The 21,141-nt window shown below is 57.9% G+C and carries 27 protein-coding genes; 24 read left to right on the top strand and 3 right to left on the bottom strand.

Features of this window, described 5'->3' with window-relative positions:
- Positions 1–63: 63 nt before the first annotated feature.
- From KHO07_RS17910 to KHO07_RS17860, 11 genes are all read left to right on the top strand, one after another.
- Positions 64–222: a hypothetical protein gene (locus KHO07_RS17910; RefSeq protein ID WP_212625079.1), complete on the top strand. Its 159-nt coding sequence runs from the start codon at positions 64–66 to the stop codon at positions 220–222.
- A 143-nt stretch (positions 223–365) separates the two neighbouring features.
- A complete protein-coding gene (locus tag KHO07_RS17905; protein ID WP_212625078.1) occupies positions 366–1,076 on the top strand; it encodes a hypothetical protein in 711 nt (236 codons plus the stop codon).
- Between the two features lie 10 nt (positions 1,077–1,086).
- On the top strand, positions 1,087–2,055 hold the full coding sequence (locus KHO07_RS17900; RefSeq protein ID WP_212625077.1) for a major capsid protein: 969 nt from the start codon (positions 1,087–1,089) through the stop codon (positions 2,053–2,055).
- Positions 2,056–2,105: 50 nt separating this feature from the next.
- A complete protein-coding gene (locus tag KHO07_RS17895; protein WP_212625076.1) occupies positions 2,106–2,693 on the top strand; it encodes a hypothetical protein in 588 nt (195 codons plus the stop codon).
- A 56-nt stretch (positions 2,694–2,749) separates the two neighbouring features.
- Entirely contained in the window at positions 2,750–3,253 is a 504-nt protein-coding gene (locus KHO07_RS17890) for a DnaT-like ssDNA-binding protein (RefSeq protein WP_212625075.1), read from the top strand.
- Positions 3,254–3,269: 16 nt separating this feature from the next.
- A complete protein-coding gene (locus KHO07_RS17885) occupies positions 3,270–3,638 on the top strand; it encodes a hypothetical protein (protein WP_212625074.1) in 369 nt (122 codons plus the stop codon).
- Entirely contained in the window at positions 3,635–4,231 is a 597-nt protein-coding gene (locus tag KHO07_RS17880; RefSeq protein WP_212625073.1) for a hypothetical protein, read from the top strand. Before KHO07_RS17885 ends, KHO07_RS17880 begins: the two co-directional genes overlap by 4 nt.
- Entirely contained in the window at positions 4,228–4,644 is a 417-nt protein-coding gene (locus tag KHO07_RS17875; RefSeq protein WP_212625072.1) for a phage tail terminator-like protein, read from the top strand. The genes KHO07_RS17880 and KHO07_RS17875 overlap by 4 nt, the downstream gene beginning before the upstream one ends.
- A gap of 69 nt (positions 4,645–4,713) precedes the next feature.
- Complete coding sequence (locus tag KHO07_RS17870) at positions 4,714–5,361, top strand: phage tail protein (RefSeq protein ID WP_212625071.1); 648 nt, start codon at positions 4,714–4,716, stop codon at positions 5,359–5,361.
- Between the two features lie 9 nt (positions 5,362–5,370).
- On the top strand, positions 5,371–5,754 hold the full coding sequence (locus KHO07_RS17865) for a phage tail assembly chaperone (RefSeq protein ID WP_212625070.1): 384 nt from the start codon (positions 5,371–5,373) through the stop codon (positions 5,752–5,754).
- A gap of 47 nt (positions 5,755–5,801) precedes the next feature.
- Positions 5,802–6,068: a DUF1799 domain-containing protein gene (locus tag KHO07_RS17860; RefSeq protein WP_212625069.1), complete on the top strand. Its 267-nt coding sequence runs from the start codon at positions 5,802–5,804 to the stop codon at positions 6,066–6,068.
- Positions 6,069–6,076: 8 nt separating this feature from the next.
- On the opposite strand, the gene KHO07_RS17855 is transcribed toward KHO07_RS17860, so the two are convergent.
- Positions 6,077–6,367, bottom strand: coding sequence for a hypothetical protein (locus KHO07_RS17855; protein ID WP_212625068.1), 291 nt, complete (start codon positions 6,365–6,367; stop codon positions 6,077–6,079).
- Between the two features lie 85 nt (positions 6,368–6,452).
- Here KHO07_RS17855 and KHO07_RS17850 point away from each other — a divergent pair, with 85 nt between their 5' ends.
- From KHO07_RS17850 to KHO07_RS17835, 4 genes are read left to right on the top strand one after another with little or no spacing between them, the layout of a single operon-like run.
- A complete protein-coding gene (locus KHO07_RS17850; RefSeq protein WP_212625067.1) occupies positions 6,453–9,494 on the top strand; it encodes a phage tail tape measure protein in 3,042 nt (1,013 codons plus the stop codon).
- Positions 9,494–9,832: a phage tail protein gene (locus KHO07_RS17845; protein WP_212625066.1), complete on the top strand. Its 339-nt coding sequence runs from the start codon at positions 9,494–9,496 to the stop codon at positions 9,830–9,832. The genes KHO07_RS17850 and KHO07_RS17845 overlap by 1 nt, the downstream gene beginning before the upstream one ends.
- 9 nt (positions 9,833–9,841) lie before the next feature.
- Positions 9,842–10,591 carry a phage minor tail protein L gene (locus tag KHO07_RS17840; RefSeq protein WP_212625065.1) on the top strand — a complete coding sequence of 250 codons (750 nt, stop codon included), beginning with the start codon at positions 9,842–9,844 and terminating at the stop codon, positions 10,589–10,591.
- A 1-nt stretch (position 10,592) separates the two neighbouring features.
- The gene (locus tag KHO07_RS17835; RefSeq protein ID WP_212625064.1) at positions 10,593–11,357 is read left to right on the top strand and encodes a C40 family peptidase; all 765 of its coding nucleotides are present in this window, start codon (positions 10,593–10,595) and stop codon (positions 11,355–11,357) included.
- A 6-nt stretch (positions 11,358–11,363) separates the two neighbouring features.
- On the opposite strand, the gene KHO07_RS17830 is transcribed toward KHO07_RS17835, so the two are convergent.
- Together KHO07_RS17830 and KHO07_RS17825 are read right to left on the bottom strand one after the other, a co-directional pair.
- On the bottom strand, positions 11,364–11,987 hold the full coding sequence (locus tag KHO07_RS17830) for a hypothetical protein (protein ID WP_212625063.1): 624 nt from the start codon (positions 11,985–11,987) through the stop codon (positions 11,364–11,366).
- A 45-nt stretch (positions 11,988–12,032) separates the two neighbouring features.
- Positions 12,033–12,284: a hypothetical protein gene (locus KHO07_RS17825; RefSeq protein ID WP_212625062.1), complete on the bottom strand. Its 252-nt coding sequence runs from the start codon at positions 12,282–12,284 to the stop codon at positions 12,033–12,035.
- Between the two features lie 565 nt (positions 12,285–12,849).
- Between KHO07_RS17825 and KHO07_RS17820 the strand changes: the two genes are divergently transcribed.
- The 9 genes from KHO07_RS17820 to KHO07_RS17780 all read left to right on the top strand — a co-directional run bounded on the left by KHO07_RS17820 (position 12,850) and on the right by KHO07_RS17780 (position 21,133).
- Positions 12,850–13,542 carry a PDZ domain-containing protein gene (locus KHO07_RS17820; protein ID WP_212625061.1) on the top strand — a complete coding sequence of 231 codons (693 nt, stop codon included), beginning with the start codon at positions 12,850–12,852 and terminating at the stop codon, positions 13,540–13,542.
- 60 nt (positions 13,543–13,602) lie between these two features.
- A complete protein-coding gene (locus tag KHO07_RS17815; protein WP_212625060.1) occupies positions 13,603–13,947 on the top strand; it encodes a hypothetical protein in 345 nt (114 codons plus the stop codon).
- A gap of 78 nt (positions 13,948–14,025) precedes the next feature.
- Entirely contained in the window at positions 14,026–14,589 is a 564-nt protein-coding gene (locus tag KHO07_RS17810; RefSeq protein WP_212627654.1) for a tail assembly protein, read from the top strand.
- Between the two features lie 57 nt (positions 14,590–14,646).
- On the top strand, positions 14,647–18,210 hold the full coding sequence (locus KHO07_RS17805) for a phage tail protein (RefSeq protein ID WP_212625059.1): 3,564 nt from the start codon (positions 14,647–14,649) through the stop codon (positions 18,208–18,210).
- 3 nt (positions 18,211–18,213) lie between these two features.
- On the top strand, positions 18,214–18,570 hold the full coding sequence (locus KHO07_RS17800; RefSeq protein ID WP_212625058.1) for a hypothetical protein: 357 nt from the start codon (positions 18,214–18,216) through the stop codon (positions 18,568–18,570).
- The gene (locus tag KHO07_RS17795; protein ID WP_212625057.1) at positions 18,567–19,226 is read left to right on the top strand and encodes a hypothetical protein; all 660 of its coding nucleotides are present in this window, start codon (positions 18,567–18,569) and stop codon (positions 19,224–19,226) included. Before KHO07_RS17800 ends, KHO07_RS17795 begins: the two co-directional genes overlap by 4 nt.
- Positions 19,227–19,249: 23 nt before the next feature.
- A complete protein-coding gene (locus KHO07_RS29230; RefSeq protein ID WP_244858229.1) occupies positions 19,250–20,497 on the top strand; it encodes a hypothetical protein in 1,248 nt (415 codons plus the stop codon).
- Positions 20,494–20,862 (top strand): hypothetical protein, encoded by a 369-nt coding sequence (locus KHO07_RS17785; RefSeq protein WP_212625056.1) that lies wholly within the window; start codon positions 20,494–20,496, stop codon positions 20,860–20,862. Before KHO07_RS29230 ends, KHO07_RS17785 begins: the two co-directional genes overlap by 4 nt.
- Complete coding sequence (locus KHO07_RS17780) at positions 20,852–21,133, top strand: tail fiber assembly protein (RefSeq protein WP_212625055.1); 282 nt, start codon at positions 20,852–20,854, stop codon at positions 21,131–21,133. Before KHO07_RS17785 ends, KHO07_RS17780 begins: the two co-directional genes overlap by 11 nt.
- Positions 21,134–21,141 lie beyond the last annotated feature (8 nt).

Genomic DNA, 21,141 nt, shown 5'->3' with positions numbered 1-21,141 from the left:
CGTTGACTGAGGACGGGGATCTTCATATACATTCCGCTCTTTCTATTTTTGTTGCGATAAGTCATGAGCGAAGAACGAGATATCCCCGAGCCAGAGCACGATCACCTGCTCGATCATGAATTCCATGATGACGAATCATGGGCTGAAGAAGACGCTCAAGCAGCTTTTGACGAGGAAGACGATGATGTTGATTTTCTCGATCAGATAGATCAGGAGGAATGACCCGAAGGATCTACATGTTTCGAATCAAGCCCTGGCATCCGCTGGGGCTTTTTTATGCACGCGATTCACTCAGGCCTCGTCAATGACGGGGCTTTTTCATATCTGCGGGCAGGGCCTGCAAATCGTCTCTGGGAGACAAGCAAATGGGTTTGAAATATCAGCTGGACACTCTTGACGGACTCGATGACTCCGTTAAATCGCTCTACACCGAGAAAGAAGGCAAGTTTGTCCTCGGTATTGAAGGCCTGCCGCAACCAGAAGACGTATCCGGCCTGAAATCCAAAGTCCAGGAGCTTCTGGACGAGAAGAAGGCCGCCGATAAGGCGCGCAAGGATGCTGAAGAGCAAGCCCGCCTCGATCGCGAGGAAGCCGCTCGCAAGTCCGGCAACGTCGAAGAACTCGAACGATCCTGGACTGAAAAATACAACCGCCGCGAAGCTGAGCTGAACGGCATGTTGGAGCAGGAGCGTGGAACGCTGAGCGGACAGATCCGGGATCTGACCGTTGGCCGTACCGCTACCGACATCGCGTCTGCCCTGGCAATCCCCGGCAGCGCCAAAGCCCTGTTGCCGCACATCGAACGCCGCCTGGGCGTCGAGCAGCGCGACGGAAAGCCTGTGGTGGTCGTCCTTGATCCGCAGGGCAAGCTCTCGGCGGCAACGCTGGATGAGCTGAAAGCAGAATTCGCAAACGACACGGCATTCGCGCCGTTGATCGCGGGTAGCAAGGCATCGGGCGGCGGGGCTGCAGGTGCTGGAGGTGGCGGCGGGGCCGCAAAAGGAAAAATCGGCGGCACCAAAGAGGAACGCACGGCCGCAATCGCGAGTCGGTTCCCGGATCTCCCTCAATCGTAAGGAATAACTCATGTCCCTGTCGCAAATGCAGGTTTTCAACGAATACATCATGCCGGCGACTCTCGAGACGCTGGATCAGTATCTCGCCGCTTTCAACGCCGCAAGCCGCGGTGCAATCGTGCTGTCCCCGGACGGCTTCACGGGCGACTTCCTCCAAGAGTCGTTCTTCCAGACCTTGGCGGCAGCTCAGCGCCGCGTGGACCGTTACAGCGCAAACGCCGCTGTCGCTGCAACCGACCTGACCGAGTTGAAGAATACTTCCGTCAAAGTCGCCGGCGGCTTCGGTCCGATCCGCTACGAGCCATCGCAGATGACCTGGCTGGAGCGCCCGACCGCTCAAGGCATCGAGGTGGCGAGCCGCGCGTTTGCTGAAATCCTGTTGAAGGATCAGCTGAACACTGCAATCGCAGCATTAGTTGCCGCTATCACCGCCCAAGCTGCCGCTGTCAACGACGTGTCTGCTACCGCAGGCATCACCTACGCCGGCCTGAACAACGCCCATGCGAAGTTCGGCGACGCAAGCCAAAACTTGGTGACCCAGGTTATGCAGGGCATCAGCTACCACAAGTTGGTCGGCCAGAACCTGGCGAACCAGCAGCAGCTGTTCCAAGCGGGCAATGTTCGTGTCGTGGACATCCTCGGAAAGATCTCCGTTGTGACGGACGCGCCAGCGCTGATGCAGGCCGGTACCCCTAACAAGGAGATCATCCTGTCCCTGGTGCAGGGCGCGGCGTTGGTGCACGACGGTCGCGACATCATCAGCAACGTCCAGACCACCAACGGCAAGGAGCGTATTGAAACCACGCTCCAGACCGATTACACCTTCGGCCTGGGCTTGAAGGGTTACACCTGGGACACCACCACCGGCGGCAAGTCGCCAACCGACGCCGAGCTGGCGACCGGTACCAACTGGGACAAGACTGCCACCAGCATCAAGCACACCGCCGGTGTGGCTCTGATCGGTGACGCTTCCAAGTAACTCCCGAATGTTGAGCCGGGCGACGTGCCCGGCTCGACGAGGTAATGATCATGAGCAACAAAAACATCTGGTACTTGCCTGGTCCATTTCACCAATATCAGGAAGATGTGAAGGCGCTGGCTAAGGAAAACGGCCTGCGCATTGTCGACGCGAACGCCACTGGAAGCCGCGAGGATGAGGCTGACGATGTTCCGGAGGTGACGGTCCGACAGGTTGAGTCGACGCCAGTGCTGCTGATCGACGGCGAGGGTGGTGTGGATGGTGCTGCGCTGCAGGAGCTGATCGAAAAGTTACATGCTGAGCGCGACGGCATCGTGCTGCTGATCGAAGCGGTCGAAGGCCTTGCGCCGCTGGAGCACCCAGGCGCCGGCGAACTGCCGATCCGCCTGTACGATGCTCTGAATGCCATTCACAGAGATGTCGTCACCCTCACGGGCGAGCGTGACAACCTGGTGAGTGAGGCCGAATCGCTCCGCGCTGAAATTGCACGCCTCAAGGCAATAGCGGATCAGTCTGGCGATAATGCCGAGAAGATCGCAGCTCTCAAAGCGCAGCTCGACGCCGCCAGCGTGCAATATCGGGCGAATGCTTCGGTAGAATCGCTGGAAAAGGCGGTTGCTGATCTGACAAAGGCGTAACTTTTCGGGCTCCGGGTAACCGGCGCCTGATCTCCAAAAACACAGCGAGCTGACACATGGCACTAATCATCGAGGACGGCACTGGCAAGTCTGATGCCGAAAGCTATGCATCCGCTGAGGACCTGGCCATGTACGCCGTGAAGTTCGGCGTGGCCATACCTACGGAAGTGCCGGCACAGGAAGCGCTGCTGCGCCGGTCTGCCTTGGCGATGGATGGCATGACGTGGAAAGGGCGGAAGTCCAATAGCGTGCAAGCCCTGTCCTGGCCACGCCGCGGCGTCGAACTGGATTACGAGATCAAGCCCGACAACTACCTTCCGGCGCGCATCCAATATGGGCAGATGGCACTGGCTGCCGAGATTCATCAGGACGACATCGACCCGGTGGAGAAGCGGAAAGGCGCCATTACCCTGGAGCGTGTTGAAGGGGCGGTGACCCGCGAGTACGCGACGATCCCGAATATAAGCGGCAGACTGTTGCCGGCGGCGCCGGATCGGCCGAGCGCAACGCAGTTTGCAGACTATCTCCAGAAGCGCGGGCTTTTCGCCGTCCGCGCATAGCTGATACGGAGCCACCATGGCCTTCTACAACGAAATGGCCGTGATGGCTCTGGATATGATCACAGAGTTCGGCCAGTCCGTGACCATCAGGAAGCTTGAGCCGGGCGAATACGATCCTGAGACGGGGTCGGCTGGACCTGACACCATCACCGACCAGACTGCCCAAGGCATCCTGCTCGACTTCACAGGCCAGGAGTTCCAGAACAACAGCCTGATCAAGCAGGGCGACAAGAAGCTCAAGATCGCCGCGCAGGGGCTTGAATGGGCGCCTGACCTGCTGAACAAGATCATCGTTCAAGGCCGCACCTGGTCAATCGTTCCGCCGCTGAAAGAGATCAACCCAGCCGGCACGCCGATTCTGTATGAGCTGCAGGTGCGATCGTGAGCCGGGCCGGCGCCGGACAATCCGGAAGTTTCGCCCTGAGCCTTGCTGAGTTTGCAGCCCAGGCCACCGAGGCCATTGACGCGAGCCTGCGCGAGATCATCATCGAGGTCGGTACCAGCGTTATCAAAATATCGCCTGTCGGCAACCCAGAAATATGGGCGCAGAACGCTGTGGCAAGCCAATACAACAAGGCCGTCGACGAGCACAACAGTGCTCTGCGCAGTGATCCGGCCAACCTGACTAAAGCAGGACGGCTAAAACCCGGGCGCAAACTGAACGACGGAATGGACATCGTCGCGCCAGAAGGCTACGTCGGCGGGCGATTCCGGGCGAACTGGCACCTCTCAATCGATGTGGTCGAGAACGTCACCTTCGACGAGGTGGATCCCAGTGGGGACGAGACAGTCGCCGCGCTGATCTCGGCGGTCAGCGACTTCACCGCCGGCCAGACGGCCTACCTCATAAACAACCTGCCGTACGCGATCCCGCTTGAGTTCGGACATTCGACCCAGGCCCCCGGCGGCATGGTCCGCATCACCGTGGCCCGCTTCCAGCAGATCGTGCAGGAGGCCATCAGGAACAACCAGGTATGAGCCATAACATTATCGCTTCGATCTACGAGGCCAGAATAATCGTCTGGGCGAAGGCGCTGCCGGTGCCGCTGAAGGTTGTTGTCGAGAACGAGGCCTATACGCCCGCGAACGGCGCCACTTACCTGAAGGCATTCACGCTACCGGCTGACACCGCGAGCAACACGCTCGCCGGTGACCACAAGCTGTACACCGGGGTGTTTCAGGTCAGCATCGTGACACCGTCTGGCATGTACCGCGGCGCGGCCGGTGCGATAGCCGACCAGATTGCAGCGCTGTTCCCTCTGTACGAGCGAATCACGAAAGGCACGCTCACCGTGGTGACCATGAGCCCGGTGGACCCAGGCCCAGGCATTCCGGACGACACCACCTTTACTGTTCCTGTGTCGTTCCAGTACCGAGCTGACACCAACTAAATCCGCCCGTTGGGCAACCCGGAACCCGCCATCGAGCGGGTTTTGTCATTTCTGAAAAGAGGAAACCCCATGAGCGTCAAGATTCCCAACGGCACTACATTTGAGATCGCGGCCACGCTGAGTGCCCCAAAAGCGTTCACCTCGATCAGCAATTCCAGCCCCGCAGTACTCACCGCTGCTGCCCATGGCTTGGCTGACGGCGATGTGATCGTTATCGACTCCGCATGGGCGAAGCTGAATGGTCGGCCGGCTCGCGTTATCGATTCGGATACTGGCGATTTTGCGGCGGAAGGCATCGATACCACTAGCGTGAAGAGCTACCCGGCAGGCTCCGGGGCGGGCACTGTTCGTGCGGCTTCCGGCTGGACGCAGATCTCCCAAATCACTGAGCCCACAGCCAACGGTGGCGAGCAGCAGTTCCTCACTTATGGCTTCCTTGAAGACGACGACGACCGTCAGCTGCCCACCACTAAATCGGCGAGCAGCATGACCCTGCCAGTTGCCGATGATCCGGCCCAGGCCTACGTCGCCATCGTTGAAGCGGCCGACGAAGACAAAGAGCCGCGCCTGATTCGCGCGAACCTCCCGGGTGGCGCGACCATTTTCTACTTCGCATACGTATCGATCACGGCAACCCCGACTCTGAGCCGTAACAACATCATGACGCGGACCATCACGCTGTCTTTCGCCTCGCGTCCAACCCGCTACAACGCTTAAGGGGATCCCATGGCAAAGTTTTCCATTGCGCCGAAGCCGACGTTCACCGTCGATGTGGCCATCCCCCAGGTCGGCGGCAAGCCGGCCGTGGTGCCGTTCACGTTCAAGTATCGTGACCGCACTGCGCTGGCTGAACTATTCGATACCTGGAAGGAAAGGGCGGAGGCCATCGGCGAGCGCTTCAAGGGGACTGAGCCGACGCTCTCTGAAATCACCGCCGCAGAGGTCGAGCAAGGCGTCGACCAGATTAAGGACCTGGTGGTGTCCTGGGGCTTTAACGACAAGCTTAATGATGGGTCGATCACCGCGCTGGTGAAGAGCTGTATCGGCGTGTCGGATGCCGTCGTGAAGGCCTACAGCGAAGCTTTCGGCAAGGCCCGCTTGGGAAACTGATCGCCGCCGCCCGTGCGCTATATGAGGCTGAAGGATCTGCCGAGCAGATGGCTATTTTCGGCTTCTCCCCAGAGGACTACGACGAAATCGTCGAAGTATGGCCGGATAACTGGCCATCCTTCCTCGTCATGGATGCGATGGGCACCCAATGGCGCACAGGCGCGTGCGGCGCAACAGGGCTCGACTACGGCGTTTTGCCTAACGTGATGAAGCTTGTCGGAATCCCGCCGAAGGATCGACCAGCCGTGTTCCAGGACATCCGCGTGATGGAGTCGGAAGCGATTGCAGCTATGGCGGAAACAGGAACGGGGTAACAAAACACTTAAATCCCCAAGCCCTCGATCGCAATTACCTCTCGAAATTTCCAGAGCAACAACTCTTTCAGGTCAGGCTCTTTCGAGAGTTCTTCCTCGATAGCCAGCATTCGTTCTCGCTGAGAGTCATAGGCATTGAGATCCGGCCTCAGCTCTCCCTTTGGCTGATGAAGCTCTTGGTAAATCTTTTGACCGTCAACTTTTGTCCCTCTGAAGCCAAAGAGAATGTCGTGCATGTTCTCTGCGACTGACTCCCTAAGACTTGAAATGATTTTCTCAGCACGTTCGTCATTAGTCATAAAAATCCAATAAAACAATGGGTTAAGCCTTGGTTTTACTCACTGTTTTTCAATGGGTCAATGCTTCTGGCGTCTCGGAGTACTCATGAACATTGCAGAACTCGGCATCAAGGTCGATTCGGCTGATGCCGCCCACGCTGCAACCGATCTCGATAAGCTGACAAAGGCCGGTGATCGTGCTGAGCAGTCCGCCGTCGGCCTGATGAAAGAGATGGAAGCGCTGGAGAAGTCGCTGTCGAAAGGCGCGACCTCTACGCAAGAGCTGGCGAAACAACGTGACAGCCTGGCGAAGCTGACCAAGACCGGTGCCTATGGTGAGGCTGAATTCACCAAGATCACTGCGCAGCTGGATAAGCAGCAGGTGGCGCTGGCCAAGTCGACGCTGGATGAACAGAAGGCCTTGAACAATCTACTGGGGGCAATCGATCCGGCCCGCGCCGCAATGGCAAAACTCGACAAGCAGGTCGAGGACCTGGGCAAGCATCTGGATGCTGGTCGCATCAGTCAGGACCAGTACAACTCGGCCCTGGGCAAGATCGACAAGGATTATGCCAAACTCGAAAAGACCACCACCGGCTTCGACAAGCTCCGCCTCGGTACCCGCCAGGCGCAAGAAAACGTTGTTCAACTCGGTAACGCCCTGTCGTCCGGTGACTGGGGAAGCGGCGTTCGTGCTGTTGCCCAACTGGGCGCGGGCGCGGGCGCCTCTGCCGCCGGACTTCTCGCCATCCTTGCACCTATCGCCCTGGCCACTGCCGCTGTGGGTGGTTTGGCTGTCGCCTACTACAAGGGCAGCAAAGAGCAGGATGCCTACAACAAATCCCTGATCCTCACCGGTAACTACGCCGGTGTGAGCGCTGCGCAGTTGGGCGACATGGCTCGCCAGGTGAGCGCCACGGTAGGCACCACCGGGCAGGCGGCCGAAGTGCTCGCATTGCTGGCGGGAAACGGGAAGATCGCCGGCGAGAGCTTTGCAGGTATTGCCCAGGCTGCCGTGTCGATGCAGGAAGCCACCGGCAAGGCAGTCAGCGAAACGGTCGCTGAGTTTTCCAAGTTGGCTGATGATCCGGTCAAAGCATCTGCCGCGCTGAATGAGCAATACCACTACCTGACGGCCTCGGTTTACTCGCAGATCGCGGCCCTGGAAGAGCAGGACGACCACGCGGGGGCGGTCAAGCTCGCGACGGAGCTGTACGCCGACGCGATCAACGAGCGCACGCCAAAGATCCTTGAAAATTTGAGTTTCTGGGAGAAAGGCTACAACGCTGTCGCCCGGGCAGCGGACAACCTGAAGAACATCGGACGGCCCGACATCGACGCTGATATCGAGCAGACTCGGCGCAACTTGGCATCCGCTCAGGCTGGCGATTTCGGCGCGTTTCAAAACCAGAAAGAAATGGTCGAGCTGTACAGCAACCAGCTCAACATGCTCGAGGATCAGAAGGCCGCGGCTGCTGATATTGCCAAGTGGGAAGGTGAGCAGGCGAAGGCGCAGCAAAGCGCAGTCGTAGCGATGTCCAAAGTGGACGCCATCACTAAGTCCTCGCTGACCAATGAGCAAAAGCGTGCCGAGGCAATCAAGGATTACAAGAAAAGCCTGGACGATATCCAAAAGGTCGATCCGAACGACTCCCGGCTTGATCCAACCGAGGTTGCCAAGAACGTCGCGAACATCAACGATAAGTTCAAGGATCCGAAGGTCGCCGCGGGCAGTGTCGACACCACCGGTTTCAACAACGCGAAGAACGCACTGGCCGAAACCCTGGCCTACTACAAAAACGCCGACAAGGAGTTGGAAGCATCCCAGCGCGCCGGCGTGATCAGCCAGGCCAGTTACACCGAGCAGCGGATCAGCCTGTTGAAGCAGCAGGCAGACGAAGTTGCCCAAGGTTACCAGGCGGAGATCGATGCGCTCGAAGGTGCCAAGGTCAAGAAGGGCACCACTGGCGCCCAGATCATTCAGATTGACCAGAAGATCGCCGACGCCCGAACCGCTATGGTCAAGGCTCAGCAGGACAGCGACAGCGAACTGGCAGTCATTGCAACGAACGAAGAGGGGCGATTGCGCAAGCAGACGCTGGCCGTCAACACTTACACCAGCGCCTTGCAGCAGCAGGTCGACACGCTTCGTCAGCAGGGCCTGCGCGCAGCATCGAGCCTCGGCCAGGGTGACCGGCAGCGTGCGCTGACCGATCAGCAGAACGGGATCGACGATCGCTTCAACCAGCAGCGCCTGGAACTGGCCAACCAATATGGAGATGGCTCGCGCGGAATGAGCCTCGACGAGTACAACCAGAAGCTGACCGCGTTGAAAACCACGCAGCAGGATTTGCACGACACCGTGCGGGCCAACTACGACGATATGACGGTAGCCCAGGGCGACTGGAGCGCCGGCGCCTCTTCGGCGTGGCAGAACTACTTGGAATCGGCGCGGGATGTCGCGGGGCAGACGAAGAGTCTGTTCACCAGCGCCTTCAGCTCAATGGAGGACGCAATCCTCAACTTCGCCATGACAGGGAAACTGTCGTTTGCCGATTTCACTAAGTCGATTCTGGCGGATATGGCCCGAATCGCGACCCGGCAGGCCAGTTCGGCCTTGCTCAGTAGCCTGGTCGGGGCGGGTGCAAGCTACTTCGGTGACGGCGGCGCGGCTACGTCAGCTGGCTCTACTGCTGCTGGCTACAGCGGTGATTTGTCTGGTTTCACGCCAGGCAGTATTCAGGCGAATGGCGGCGCGTGGTCGGGCGGCGTTCAGATGTTCGCCAAGGGTGCAGCGTTCACCAACTCCATCCTGAACAAGCCAACTGCGTTCGGTATGGCGGGCGGCGATATCGGCGTGGCGGGTGAGGCCGGGCCGGAGGCGATCATGCCTCTGACTCGCACCGCTGGTGGGCAACTGGGCGTTCGCGCAATCAGCGGTGGTGGGAGTGGTGGTGGCAACGTTTACAACTTCCCTGTCGCGGTATCAGTCCAGACCGCTGGCAACGGTGGTGCGGCCAATACCGAGGACACGACGCAATTGGGCAAGGGCATTCAGCAAGCGGCAAAGGCCGAAGCCGAAACCGCAATTGCTCGAGCGCTGCAGCCTGGCGGCTCGATCTGGCGACTTACGAACGGGAGGGGCTGATGGCCATCGAGACATTCATCTGGCCGACTCAGCACGGTGACTCACCCGAGATTACCTATCGGGTGCGCACCTCGAAGTTTGGCAACGGCTACGCGCAGAACGTCGGCGACGGCCCGAACAACAAAGAGGACTCCTACCCAGTTACTTGCGTCGGTCAGAAGGCCAAGGTGCAGCAGATCATGGCGTTCCTCGACCGGCACGCCGGGGCAAAGGCGTTTCTCTGGACAACCCCGCTCGGTGAGCTTGGGCTTTTCACCTGCAAAAATCCCGCTCCCATACCAATGGGCGGCGGGGTCTTCAAACTCACCGCCACGTTCGAGCGGGCATTCCAGCCATAAGGGGCAACCATGCCACTGATCAGTGACATCCAGGTGCTTGAGCCTGGCAGCGAAGTGCTGCTCTTTGAATTGGACGGCACGGACTACGGTGCGGACGTTCTGCGCTTCCACGGGCACGCGATACCGCACACGTCGGCCGAGTTGATCGCTGCCGGCGACGATGCCGATCAGCTTCCGGCGAAGGCGATCTACTGGCAGGGCAATGAGTACAGCGCTTGGCCGATGCAGATCGACGGCATCGAGGCGAACGGCGACGGGACTGCGGTTCGTCCCACTCTATCGGTGGGCAACGTCAATGGGCGCATCACCGCGCTCTGTCTGGCGTTCGAGGATCTGCTCGAGTTCAAGCTGACAATGCGCCACACACTTGGCACGTACCTGGACGCGGCGAATTTCCCGGCCGGCAATCCGACAGCGGATCCAACTCAAGAGACAATCGAGGTCTGGTATATCGACCAGAAATCGAACGAGGACGGGGAGAAAGTCAGTTGGGAGCTGGCCAGCCCGGGCGACGTCGGGAATGAGTCAATCGGCCGGCAAGCCACAACGCTGTGCCATTGGTGCCTGACAGGCGGTTACCGCGGTCCGAACTGCGGATACACCGGCGGATACGTCACGAAGGACGGATTTCCAACCGACAACCCTGAACTGGACGAATGTGACGCCACGCTGGGTCGGGGTTGTATTCCGCGCTTCGGCGAGGGTAACCCGCTGCCGTTCGGTGGCTTTCCCGCTGTATCCCTGATCGCACGGAGCTGACATGCGAAAGCACATTTTGAACGCGATCCAGGCGCACGCGGCGGCCGAGTACCCGAAAGAGTGCTGCGGGCTGCTGCTGGCGGTCGGACGAAAACAGCAGTACTTCCCGTGCCGCAACGTTTCCAGCGAGCCGAACGAGGAATTTCGTATCGATCCAGAGGAATACGCCGCGGCCGAGGACGTCGGAGAGGTTATTGGCGTAATTCATTCACATCCGGACGCCACCAGCCGCCCTTCACCGCGCGACCTCGCTATGTGCGAAGCGACGGCCATGCCCTGGCACATCCTGAGCTGGCCGGAAGGTGATTTGCGAACCATCGTTCCGACCGGTGAAGTGCCGCTTGTGAAACGCCCTTTCGTCCACGGTGCTTGGGACTGCTGGCAGGTCTGCGCCGATTGGTACAAGCGCGAGTGGGGGCTGGAGTTCGAAGCCTTCAAGCGCGCCGACGGCTGGTGGGAGAGCAAGGACAACACCAGCTTGTACGAAGCCAATTACGAAGCGGCCGGCTTTTATAAGGTCGACCAGCCGCAGCGCGGCGACATGATCGTAATGGAAGTAGGACGGACGGTTCACCCGAATCACGCCGGAATCTTTCTTGGCGCCGATCCGGCACTGCCTGCAGAGGACTCGGCCACCTTCGGACCTGGCCCGTTCCTGCTGCACCACCTGTACGGCAGACCTTCGGAAGTAATCGTGTTCGGTGGTCCGTGGCTGGACCGCACGCGCCTGATACTCAGGCACAAAGATGCCCGCTCGGCCTACTAAGCCTGCCTACAGGATATTTCGTAGAGTGGCTGGATCAACACTGCAAAGGAAGTTGTGTACCCATGAAAGTAGAGAACCATGATCCTGCGCGGATTGAGCACGGGGAAATATCGTTATCAGAAATTGCGGATCGCTTCCGCGGAACCAAAATTCCCGATACTCCCATTTCACATTTTGCTGAAGCGCGGCGGCAAGACCAGGATGGGCAGAGCAATTCTTATTCGACCATTCCAGCCACAAGCGATAAATGCCCTTAATCGTCTCTTCGTTCTGAGCAAGTTGCTGATCGCGAGGAGTGAACTCAACGTAGGAATAGAACGCCCCGTCCATTTCTCCGGTAAGGCAACCCAGCGTCATGAACGCTCGGTTTGGTGCATTCATCGAGATTAGCAGATCTCTCAAGCCGTTTTCTGTCGTAGCTTCATGAATGACGTCAATCAGTTCCGGGGTCTCTATCAAATTGATCCCGCCGTTATTGCGGTCGCCATTTACTGAGACATCTGCCGACTGAAAAGGCCAGACCTTGTAGCTTGTAGAATCGTCGATCTTTTTCATGTCGGTGTTTATTTCTACTGCCTGACTCAACGACACATTGACCTCCAGGTCATAAACGCGCCGAAATTGGCGCAATCCCAGTCCTTGGGCTTGCAGGCAAAGGACTGGGGAATCCGTTGTTCAGGTCGCTCTCATGCCATCGTACGGCAATAGGGTGATGTCAACTTGAAGAAGGTGGCCGTCTTCACCCTTCACGATTTCAAGTGGAACGCCTGGGTGAAGTACCTGAGTTACGACCCATCCACCGGTGAAGATGAATTTCACCTCCACAGGAGTTGGAGCGCCTCGGAAATTGAATACGAGTTTTTTACCGACCGGAGTATTCCGTAGGGAGTCGGTGAACTGCTCAGATAGGTCAGCGTTCCGCTTCATATTCGTCTCCTGAACGTGAGGCATTACGCTACTACAGCGCGCTGGGCGGCGTTACTGGGGATTCGTACAGACGAAAGCCCAGTCTGCCGAACTATGCCTGGATGACTTCAGGCTGTTTATCGAAAAGCTTGAGAAGCATCTGGTCGTGCGACGCTCGTGTTGCCCTATAGAACATGCACCGATCTAGAAGAATCCGCTTCATGCTTCGGACCGACGCAAGGTGTCTGGGCTCGACAGAGATCGTCGCGGTCTTGCCGCTGGTACTGCCAGTCACTTCCAGGTGATATCGTCCAATTAAGCCGTCGTCTCGTCTGGTATGGCCGACGTATTTGAAGGTGAAAGTGTGGTCTGTCATGCCGTTCTCCCCATTCAGAGTGTGGATGGTTCCTGCCTTCGGCTCGTAAAAAGGACTTCGCTTATCCGTTGCGGGAAGGCAGGAGGCTACTATGGAGGGAGGTGAGGCGTAACTGGGGATTTGTACAGGCTGCATGTTCGGTTGGACACGGTCGGGCCAAAACAGTAGCGTTCAGTACCTAGTTAAAAATCTTCAGCATCAGGGAAGGCTATGTCGATCAAGCTCGTCACGCTAATGGTTGCAGCAACCCCACTACTGGTGAGCTGTATTTTTCTTCCGATGAGTGCGGAGGAGAAGGCGAAAAACGCCGAATTTTGGCGCGCAAATCAAGACCCTGCCACCTATCAAGCTATGGATTGCAATACGTTATTGCTTACGCAATCGGGCTACGAGAAGTACCCAACACCCAGAACGGAAAAAATCCGGCAAGTGATTGGTCAGGTAGTTACTCAGAGAGGGTGTACTAGCACGGTCGATACCAATACAGGGGTGGCAACGAGCGCTTCACCAGCCACGCAGACTGCTCCAAGTTCTACCCCAACGCAGATTCCTCCCGCGGCGGTGCCGGCTCCGGCTGTCAAACCGGTTCCTGTAGGACGGTTAGGGGCACATATAAGTCCAGTAACCCCGACAGTCGTAAAAAGCTTCGGCTTACCATCTGAAAAGGGTGTACTGGTTTTTGGTCCAGAGTCAGGAATCGACGTAGCAAAAATGGAGCTACTACCAGGCGACATCATTTTGGAAATCGCTGGCAAGACGGTTAATAGTCCTTCAGATGTAACCGCTATTATCAGCCGAATGTCCCCAGGTGAAAGCGCGTCACTAAAAGTCTGGCGTTATCGTACCGTCACCGATGTAAGGGTTGTAGTTTCTGATGGTGCGAATGCTGATCAACCATTGTGACTCACTTTTTCGTTCCCCCTTCCGATGCTACATTTCCGCCTTTCCACAGGAGTGACCTGCATGAAATTGATCGTAGGGGCATTCGCGCTTGCCCTGCTTGCTGGATGCGTGTCGCCCGGCGACTTGCAGAAAAATGACCCAAGTTTCAAGGCAGCAACCGCGAAAGACCCCAAGCGCTATGCGTTATGTGTCTTTCCAAAATGGCAGGACGCCCGAAGCGACGCCTCAATGTCCGAGACAGAAAGCGGATACCGATTGCTGGTCGCGAGCAACAACATGACCGACGAGTTGTTGGATATACGCAAAGCGCCGAAGGGCAGTTCGGTCACGCTGTATCAGCGTATGGCATGGTCGCCGGGCTATGGTCGCGGAGACATGAAGCAGGCGATAAAAGACTGCCTCTGAAAATCAAAAATATAGCCGCCGAGAGGCGGTTTTTTATGCCTGGAGAAAACCGTGACAGCAACCGCGCGTAGCCACCCGATGATGACGACCATTCTTCTTTCAGGTCCGCTGATTGAACTGTTTGGACGAGTTCATTATCGCGAGCTAGGTAGTCGATCTGTAGGAGAGGCGTTCAAGGCGCTGAAATGTACCCTCGAGGGTTTTGAGGCAGCGATCAAAGACTTGGAGCGACGCGGTCTGCGATTTGCCATTTTCCGAAACAGAAAGAACGTACCTGAAAAAGATTTCGCGTTGGGCGGCGCCCAAGAAATCCGCATCGTGCCCGTGGTTGGCGGCAGCAAACGTGCTGGCTTGCTTCAAACAATAATCGGAGCAGTTCTGATTGCTGCGTCGTTCATCCCAGGCTTCCAGGCTTTGGCCCCGGTCGGCATTGCGCTCGTCGCCGGCGGCGTCATCCAGATGCTCAGCCCACAGGCCTCAGGCCTGAAGCAAAGCGCGTCCCCTGAAAACTCCCCGTCCTACGCGTTCGGCAGCGCCAAGAACACCACGGCCAGCGGCAACCCGGTACCCATCTGCATCGGCGAACGCCGGTGGGGTGGAATGATTATCTCGGCCTCAATCCTGGCCGAAGACAAAGCGTAATCAGAGCGCAACACACAGACCGCCCGCGAGGCGGTTTTTTAATGCCAGGAGGAAAGCATGGGCGCAGCACTAGAAATGGATATCAACGGCGAGAAGGGCGGCAGTAGCAAGCCGAAGTCGCCTTCCGAAGCCAGCGACAGCCTGCGCTCGACCAACCTGGCAAAGCTGTTGATCGCCGTGGGCGAGGGCGAATTCGACGAAGTCCCGACCGATTACGACATCTACCTGGACAACACGCCGATCCGTGATGCCAGCGGTAACTACAACTTCCCCAATGTGAAGTGGGACTGGCGCCCGGGTTCGGTTGATCAGACCTATATCCCAGGCATCCCGGCAGTCGAGAACGAGACCTCGCTGAACGTCGAGTTGCGCAGCGATGCACCGTGGGTGCGCTCAATCACCAATACCCAGTTGTCGGCCGTACGTATGCGTCTGGCTTGGCCAGCGTTACAACGGTCAGATGACGAGGGCAATGTTGGCGGTTACCGAATCGAGTACGCCATCGACGTGGCCACCGACGGCGGTGCCTACCAGCAGGTGCTGGTCGATGCTGTGGACGGTAAGACCACAACCCGCTACGAGCGCTCGCGCCGCATCGATCTGCCGGACGCCACCACGGGTTGGCAGATCCGCGTGCGCCGCCTGACGCCGAACCAGAACACCAACAAGATCGCCGATACCATGCTGGTGGCCGGCTATACCGAAGTCATCGACGCAAAGCTGCGCTACCCGAACACCGCGCTGCTCTATATCGAATTCGACGCCGAGCAGTTCACCAACATCCCGGCTGTCACCGTGAAGTGCAAGGCGCGGCGCTGGATGGTGCCGAGCAATTACGACCCGATCCTGCGCACGTACACCGGCACCTGGGATGGATCGATGAAGTCGGCGTGGACCAACAACCCGGCGTGGATCACCTACGGCGTGTGCACCAACGATATGTTCGGCCTGGGCAAGCGCATCAAGCCGTTCATGGTCGACAAGTGGGAGCTGTACCGCATCGCCCAATACTGCGACCAGCTTGTGCCGAACGGACTGGGCGGCCAAGAGCCGCGCTTCCTTTGCGATATGAACCTGCAGGGCAAGGCGGATGCCTGGTCGCTGCTGCGGGATATCTCGGCAATCTATCGGGGCATGACTTACTGGGCGGAAGGTCAGTTGGTGATGCAGGCGGACATGCCTCGTGCGCAGGATATCGACTACGTCTTCACTCGCTCAAACGTAATCGACGGTAAGTTCTCCTACGGCAGCTCCTCGGCAAAAACGCGGTACACCCGTGCACTGGTCAGCTACGACAACCCGGCGAACAACTACGACACCGATGTCATTCCGTTCGCTGACCTGGATCTGCAACGCCGTTATGGCGACCGTCCGACCGAGCTGAGCGCGATTGGCTGCACCCGTGCCTCCGAAGCTCAGCGCCGCGGCAAGTGGGCGATCCTTAGCAACAACCAAGACCGCACCGTCTCGTTCAAAACTGGCATGGAAGGCGCGATTGCTCTTCCTGGTTACATCATCCCGATCGCCGATTCACTATTGGCCGGGCGCGAGATTGGAGGCCGGATATCGTCGGCGGCGGGTCGAGTGATCACACTCGATCGCGACACTCAGGCCAAAGCCGGCGATCGGCTGATTATCAACCTGCCAGGCGGCCGCGCCGAAGGCCGAACCGTGCAAAGCGTCAACGGTCGTGCTGTGACCGTCACGATCGCTTACAGCGAGCCTCCTGCGGCACAACTGCAATGGGCGCTGGATGCAGATGACTTGGCGATTCCGCTTTACCGAGTTCTCCGCCGGCGCCGTACGACTGAAGGCGATTTTGAGTTCACTGCGCTTCAGTTCGAACCGAGCAAGTTCGCTTTCATCGACACTGGCGCGCGTCTGGAAGAACGCCCAATCAGCGTGATTCCCATCACCGTTGTGCCAGCGCCGGCGAGCGTGTCGCTTTCGTCGACTTCCTCGGTCGTGCAGGGGCTGGCCGTGGCCACCATGACCATCAGCTGGCCCGCTGTGAACGGCGCGGTCGGTTATGACGTGGAATGGCGCAAGGACAGTGGCAACTGGATAAAGCTGCCGCGCACCGGCATGACCACTGTGGATGTGGTTGGTATTTACGCTGGCGCCTATGTGGCACGCGTGCGCGCGGTGAGCGCCTTCGATATCTCGTCGATCTGGCGCAACTCGATCTTGACCAATCTCAGCGGCAAGCAGGGGCTGCCTCCGGCGGTGTCGTACCTCACGGCCACGCCGCTGCTGTTTGGTATTTACCTTAAATGGGGATTCCCGGCTGGCGCCGAGGACACCCAGCGCACGGAAATCTGGTACGGACCAACGACAGACCTTGAGGCCGCAAGCAAGCTGACGGATCTGTCGTACCCGCAAAGCGATTTCTCGATGCTTGGTCTTCGAGCAGGCGTGACCTTCTACTTCTGGGCGCGCCTAGTGGACAGGATTGGCAACATTGGTCCGTGGTATCCGATCGGGATCGGTGTCCAGGGACAATCGAGTGCAGATGCTGCAGCGATTCTGGAAATGATCGCTGGCGAGATTGGCCGCATGGAGCTGGGGCAGGACATCCTCGACGAAATCGACAAAATCCCGGGGCTTCAGGCGCAGATCGATGCGCTGGACGGCCTCAAGGCGTATGACCCGGACGCAACCTACGAAGAGTACGACCTGGTGGTAGTCGGCAAGCGGATCTATCAGGCAACTAGTGATGTTCCGCTCAACACGCCGCCGCCTAACCCTGCTTACTGGCTCGACATTGGCCAGACAGTGCAAACCGCCAACGGCCTGGCCCAGCAGGTGGCGACCAACACGGCGGATATCACCGAGATCGACGGTGTGGTCACAGCCCAGGCGACTGCGTTCCAGGCCTTGCGTGCATCCTTCCGCGATGACGATGGGGAGGGCGACCTCGCCGATGCGCTGAAGGGTTGGAGCAGTACGGCAGCGATCGCAACCGAAGAGAAAGTGCGGGCTTCGGAAAACCTCGCCAGCGCACTTAAGATCACAACGCTGACTGCTGCGGTTGGGGAAAACGAAGCGAATGTCACGGACCTGCGGCAGGTTGTGGCCACTGATAAGGAAGCCACCGCCACGGCGATCACACAGTTAACTGCTACGGTTGGCGAAAACACTTCAGCCATTCAGGAAACATCTGAAGCTTTCGCTGACCTGGATGGCAACCTGAGCACGATGTGGTCGGTAAAGATGTCGGTCACTGCCAATGGGCAATATGTCGCGGCAGGCATTGGGCTTGGGATCGAGAACGTAGGCGGGGTGTTCCAAAGCCAGTTTTTGGTGGCAGCGGATCGATTCGCCATCGTCAACACCATCGCTGGGGGCGCCATTGCAGTTCCGTTCGCGGTACAGGGCGGTCAGGTGTTCATCAACTCGGCCTTCATTGCTGACGGCACCATCACCAACGCGAAGATCGGCAGCTACATCAGCTCGACCAATTACATCGCCGGCACGCAGGGTTGGATTCTCAACAAAGACGGAACGCTTGAAATCAATGGCATCGTCCCCGGTCAGGGGCGTCTGGTGATCAATTCGCTGAACGTCTCGGTCTACGATGCCAACAATGTGCTGCGTGTTCGTCTCGGCTATCTGGGGTAATTCATGGCTCTATTTGGCCTGCGTGTCTTTAACGAGAGCGGTCAGCTCGCCATGGACACGAACTCATTCACCTATCAGGTGCTGTGGCAGGGTGTGATCGATTTCAGCGGTGCCGTGCCCAGCTACACAATCAGCATTCCTGGCTTCAACCCGGCCAACTGCGTATTCATGATCATTCCGACCAGAGCACAGGACGTGCAATCGGCAGAAAACGATGGTGGGGGTAATGCAAAGTCCTATCCCTATGTCAGTACTGGCGCAGGTGTTGTGACCGTCCTGCCGAAAAACCCCTCAGCCGGCCCCGCCATTGGGCAGACACGGATTGTCGCCAAGGGCTACGCGATAAGGTTTTCAACATGAGTTATGGCTTCCAAAGCATTAATGACAATGCCTTTGTTCAGATTGACTCCGAAGCCCCGCGGCTCTGCTTGCTGACAAAAGGGGCATATTCAGGGACTACCGATGCGTCGGGGGTGTTTGCCAGAGTAATCACGAGCCAGGATCCACCATTGGTGTTCATCCGCCCGGATGCGGGGGTGATGCAAGTTCCGATATCCGTGTGGTTCACCGGTGGCCCGGGAAACTGGACAGGTTTCAGCATCAAGGCATCCAACGTCACGGCATCGCTGAGCGGTCAATATTTCGTGGCTGCTTGGGCATCCATGGGCACCGCGGCGTATGGCCTGCGTCTGTGGGGGCCTAATGGTGCGCTGGTGTATGACAGTGGCGCCCCGGCTGTGGTGGTGACCTTCGCTGCGGGCAACTGGGTTTATATCGGCGATGAGGTGCTCACTGTAGGGCGGCGCTACATCTGGGCCATCAACAAGCTGCTGGGTGCCGGGGAGTACATCTCAATCAATCCTTTCGCCATGAACTGCCACAACGGCGCTTCCGGCGGCGGCTGTGCGATTGGTGTTGATTACGGCAATAGCCAAATCAGGATGTACAGCCTCGCCACAACCGCCTGGACCGACCAAGGTCACAGGCCATTTCTCTGCGCCAAATTGCTGGCCTGAGCCTTATTTTTTGGAGATAACCAATGCCCTGGTACAAATCAGGAACGGTTTATGTCGCCTTGAATTCGAACGCCGTCATCGGTACCGGTACCGCCTTCCTTTCCAACAGTCGTGTGGGGGATGCATTTCGCGGACCCGATGGCGGCTGGTATGAGGTGACAAACATCGCGAGCGATACGGCGATGTCGATTGCTCCCAACTATCAGGGGCCAACCAGCGCAGGCGGTAGTTACGCCCTTGCGCCGATGCAGGGTTACGTCAAAGATTCTGCTGATGCGTTGCGCGGGCTGGTCAATACCTATGGTGCCAAGCTGGCCGCCCTGGGTACGACCGGCAACTACGACATACTGCCGATAGAAAAAGGTGGTACTGGTGGGGGTAGTCAAGCGGATGCTCGGACAGGGCTGGGCCTCGGCTCAGTTGCTACGCTCGCCGTTCAGGAGAGCGCTTCGGACAAAACCGCGGGGCGGGTTTTGGCTGTTGGCGCTTTTGGTTGGAATGGTGGGTTGGCCATCTCGCAACTCAATACGGCTGATGTGCGAGCGTTGCCGGCTGGTTACTTTTATTCCTTTCCCAATGGCGGGCTCAATCTGCCCGTGCCGAACCAAGCATGGTATGTCGAGGTAAGCGCTCACTCGACGTTGATATTGCTTGAAGCCACCGGGATGAATGGTGCCAACAAGGGCCAGCGGTTTATTCAGGTGTACGACGGGGTTAGTTGGTCTGGCTGGACCCGGATTGCGGCGGCCGGGGCAAACTCCGACATCACCAGCCTTACAGGGCTGACCACTGCGCTATCGGTGACCCAAGGGGGTACTGGTGTTACCAGTCTTGGCGCGCTGGCAATCGCGCTTCTAGCGGCCGGTGTATATGGAAAATCAAATATTCTCGGCTCGGTATCGCAGTCTGCTGGAGTGCCGACCGGGGCGGTGATTGAGCGCGGCAGCAACGCAAACGGCGAGTGGACCAAGTATGCCGATGGCACAATGATTTGTCGGGGATTCAAAGACCTCGGATCTCAAGCAATCATTACTCCCGTTGGGTCATTGTTTTATGTGGGACCGTTCAACGGAATCGTCTTTCCTCAAACTTACGTGGGGTTGGTTGAAACTCACGTTGATATCATATCTTCTGGAGGTCTTGCATGGGCTACTCAGGGATCAGCACTTCCTACGACAACCGCCACTGGATCGTTTTTTATTTTAAATCCAGCCAGCGCAACTTTCGCTCTCAGTGCTATGTGGACGGCTATAGGTAGGTGGTACGCATGAAGATTATCCTTTCCCCTAGAGGAAACACTCCTGATATTGAAGTCATCAAACAGGGCAATACGCTCACCATAAACGGTGAGTTATTTGATTTTTCGCAGATGTCTGAAGGCGATACTTTGCCTCGAGATGCAATTCTTTCAAGCTGGTTCGATGGCGACGTAAATATCATGGACGGTGAGATTGTTCTGACGATGGTGTTGCCGCTGCCCTGGAACTATAGCCAGGAACAGGCCTTCCCTCAGCCATTGCTGAATGTTCCGGACGGGCCGGTTGTGCTTCCGCCACCGCGCATTGTCACAGAGACCGAACAAGCTGCAAGGGACGCGGCCTTGTCCATGATCGAGGCAATACAAAATGCTGAATAATATTGACTGGTCAAAGCTGGTAACGAAGGCGATGAAGGTTGAAACCGAGGCTGCGCGCGCTTTGGCGGCGGTGGTTACGGAGACCGACAAACGGCGAGCTATTGCAGACAAGGCCATTGCACCGCTGCAGGATGCGATTGAAATTGGTGATGCGTCTACTGAGGAAAAAGCATCGCTGCTGCTTTGGAGGAAATATCGAGTGGCCCTCAATCGCATAAATTTGCAGAATGGGTTTCCGGGCGCCGTTGAATGGCCTGTGGCGCCCGAATAGTATTTAGG

Origin of the sequence: Pseudomonas sp. PP3 (genome assembly GCF_905336995.1) — a bacterium.
Taxonomy (GTDB): domain Bacteria; phylum Pseudomonadota; class Gammaproteobacteria; order Pseudomonadales; family Pseudomonadaceae; genus Aquipseudomonas; species Aquipseudomonas reinekei.
Note: the sequence above shows the minus strand (reverse complement) of the source record. Positions and strands in the feature narration are given on the sequence as shown.

Coding starts and splice junctions, on each gene's coding strand:
- KHO07_RS17855 (WP_212625068.1), bottom strand. CDS start 6,367: ATGACTAATGACGAACGTGCTGAGAAAATCATTTCAAGTCTTAGGGAG.
- KHO07_RS17890 (WP_212625075.1), top strand. CDS start 2,750: ATGGCACTAATCATCGAGGACGGCACTGGCAAGTCTGATGCCGAAAGC.
- KHO07_RS17885 (WP_212625074.1), top strand. CDS start 3,270: ATGGCCTTCTACAACGAAATGGCCGTGATGGCTCTGGATATGATCACA.
- KHO07_RS17860 (WP_212625069.1), top strand. CDS start 5,802: ATGGCTATTTTCGGCTTCTCCCCAGAGGACTACGACGAAATCGTCGAA.
- KHO07_RS17870 (WP_212625071.1), top strand. CDS start 4,714: ATGAGCGTCAAGATTCCCAACGGCACTACATTTGAGATCGCGGCCACG.
- KHO07_RS17825 (WP_212625062.1), bottom strand. CDS start 12,284: ATGAAGCGGAACGCTGACCTATCTGAGCAGTTCACCGACTCCCTACGG.
- KHO07_RS17905 (WP_212625078.1), top strand. CDS start 366: ATGGGTTTGAAATATCAGCTGGACACTCTTGACGGACTCGATGACTCC.
- KHO07_RS17805 (WP_212625059.1), top strand. CDS start 14,647: ATGGGCGCAGCACTAGAAATGGATATCAACGGCGAGAAGGGCGGCAGT.
- KHO07_RS17850 (WP_212625067.1), top strand. CDS start 6,453: ATGAACATTGCAGAACTCGGCATCAAGGTCGATTCGGCTGATGCCGCC.
- KHO07_RS17785 (WP_212625056.1), top strand. CDS start 20,494: ATGAAGATTATCCTTTCCCCTAGAGGAAACACTCCTGATATTGAAGTC.
- KHO07_RS17900 (WP_212625077.1), top strand. CDS start 1,087: ATGTCCCTGTCGCAAATGCAGGTTTTCAACGAATACATCATGCCGGCG.
- KHO07_RS17810 (WP_212627654.1), top strand. CDS start 14,026: ATGATGACGACCATTCTTCTTTCAGGTCCGCTGATTGAACTGTTTGGA.
- KHO07_RS17840 (WP_212625065.1), top strand. CDS start 9,842: ATGCCACTGATCAGTGACATCCAGGTGCTTGAGCCTGGCAGCGAAGTG.
- KHO07_RS17780 (WP_212625055.1), top strand. CDS start 20,852: ATGCTGAATAATATTGACTGGTCAAAGCTGGTAACGAAGGCGATGAAG.
- KHO07_RS17845 (WP_212625066.1), top strand. CDS start 9,494: ATGGCCATCGAGACATTCATCTGGCCGACTCAGCACGGTGACTCACCC.
- KHO07_RS17910 (WP_212625079.1), top strand. CDS start 64: ATGAGCGAAGAACGAGATATCCCCGAGCCAGAGCACGATCACCTGCTC.
- KHO07_RS17875 (WP_212625072.1), top strand. CDS start 4,228: ATGAGCCATAACATTATCGCTTCGATCTACGAGGCCAGAATAATCGTC.
- KHO07_RS29230 (WP_244858229.1), top strand. CDS start 19,250: ATGCCCTGGTACAAATCAGGAACGGTTTATGTCGCCTTGAATTCGAAC.
- KHO07_RS17865 (WP_212625070.1), top strand. CDS start 5,371: ATGGCAAAGTTTTCCATTGCGCCGAAGCCGACGTTCACCGTCGATGTG.
- KHO07_RS17800 (WP_212625058.1), top strand. CDS start 18,214: ATGGCTCTATTTGGCCTGCGTGTCTTTAACGAGAGCGGTCAGCTCGCC.
- KHO07_RS17815 (WP_212625060.1), top strand. CDS start 13,603: ATGAAATTGATCGTAGGGGCATTCGCGCTTGCCCTGCTTGCTGGATGC.
- KHO07_RS17835 (WP_212625064.1), top strand. CDS start 10,593: ATGCGAAAGCACATTTTGAACGCGATCCAGGCGCACGCGGCGGCCGAG.
- KHO07_RS17795 (WP_212625057.1), top strand. CDS start 18,567: ATGAGTTATGGCTTCCAAAGCATTAATGACAATGCCTTTGTTCAGATT.
- KHO07_RS17820 (WP_212625061.1), top strand. CDS start 12,850: ATGTCGATCAAGCTCGTCACGCTAATGGTTGCAGCAACCCCACTACTG.
- KHO07_RS17895 (WP_212625076.1), top strand. CDS start 2,106: ATGAGCAACAAAAACATCTGGTACTTGCCTGGTCCATTTCACCAATAT.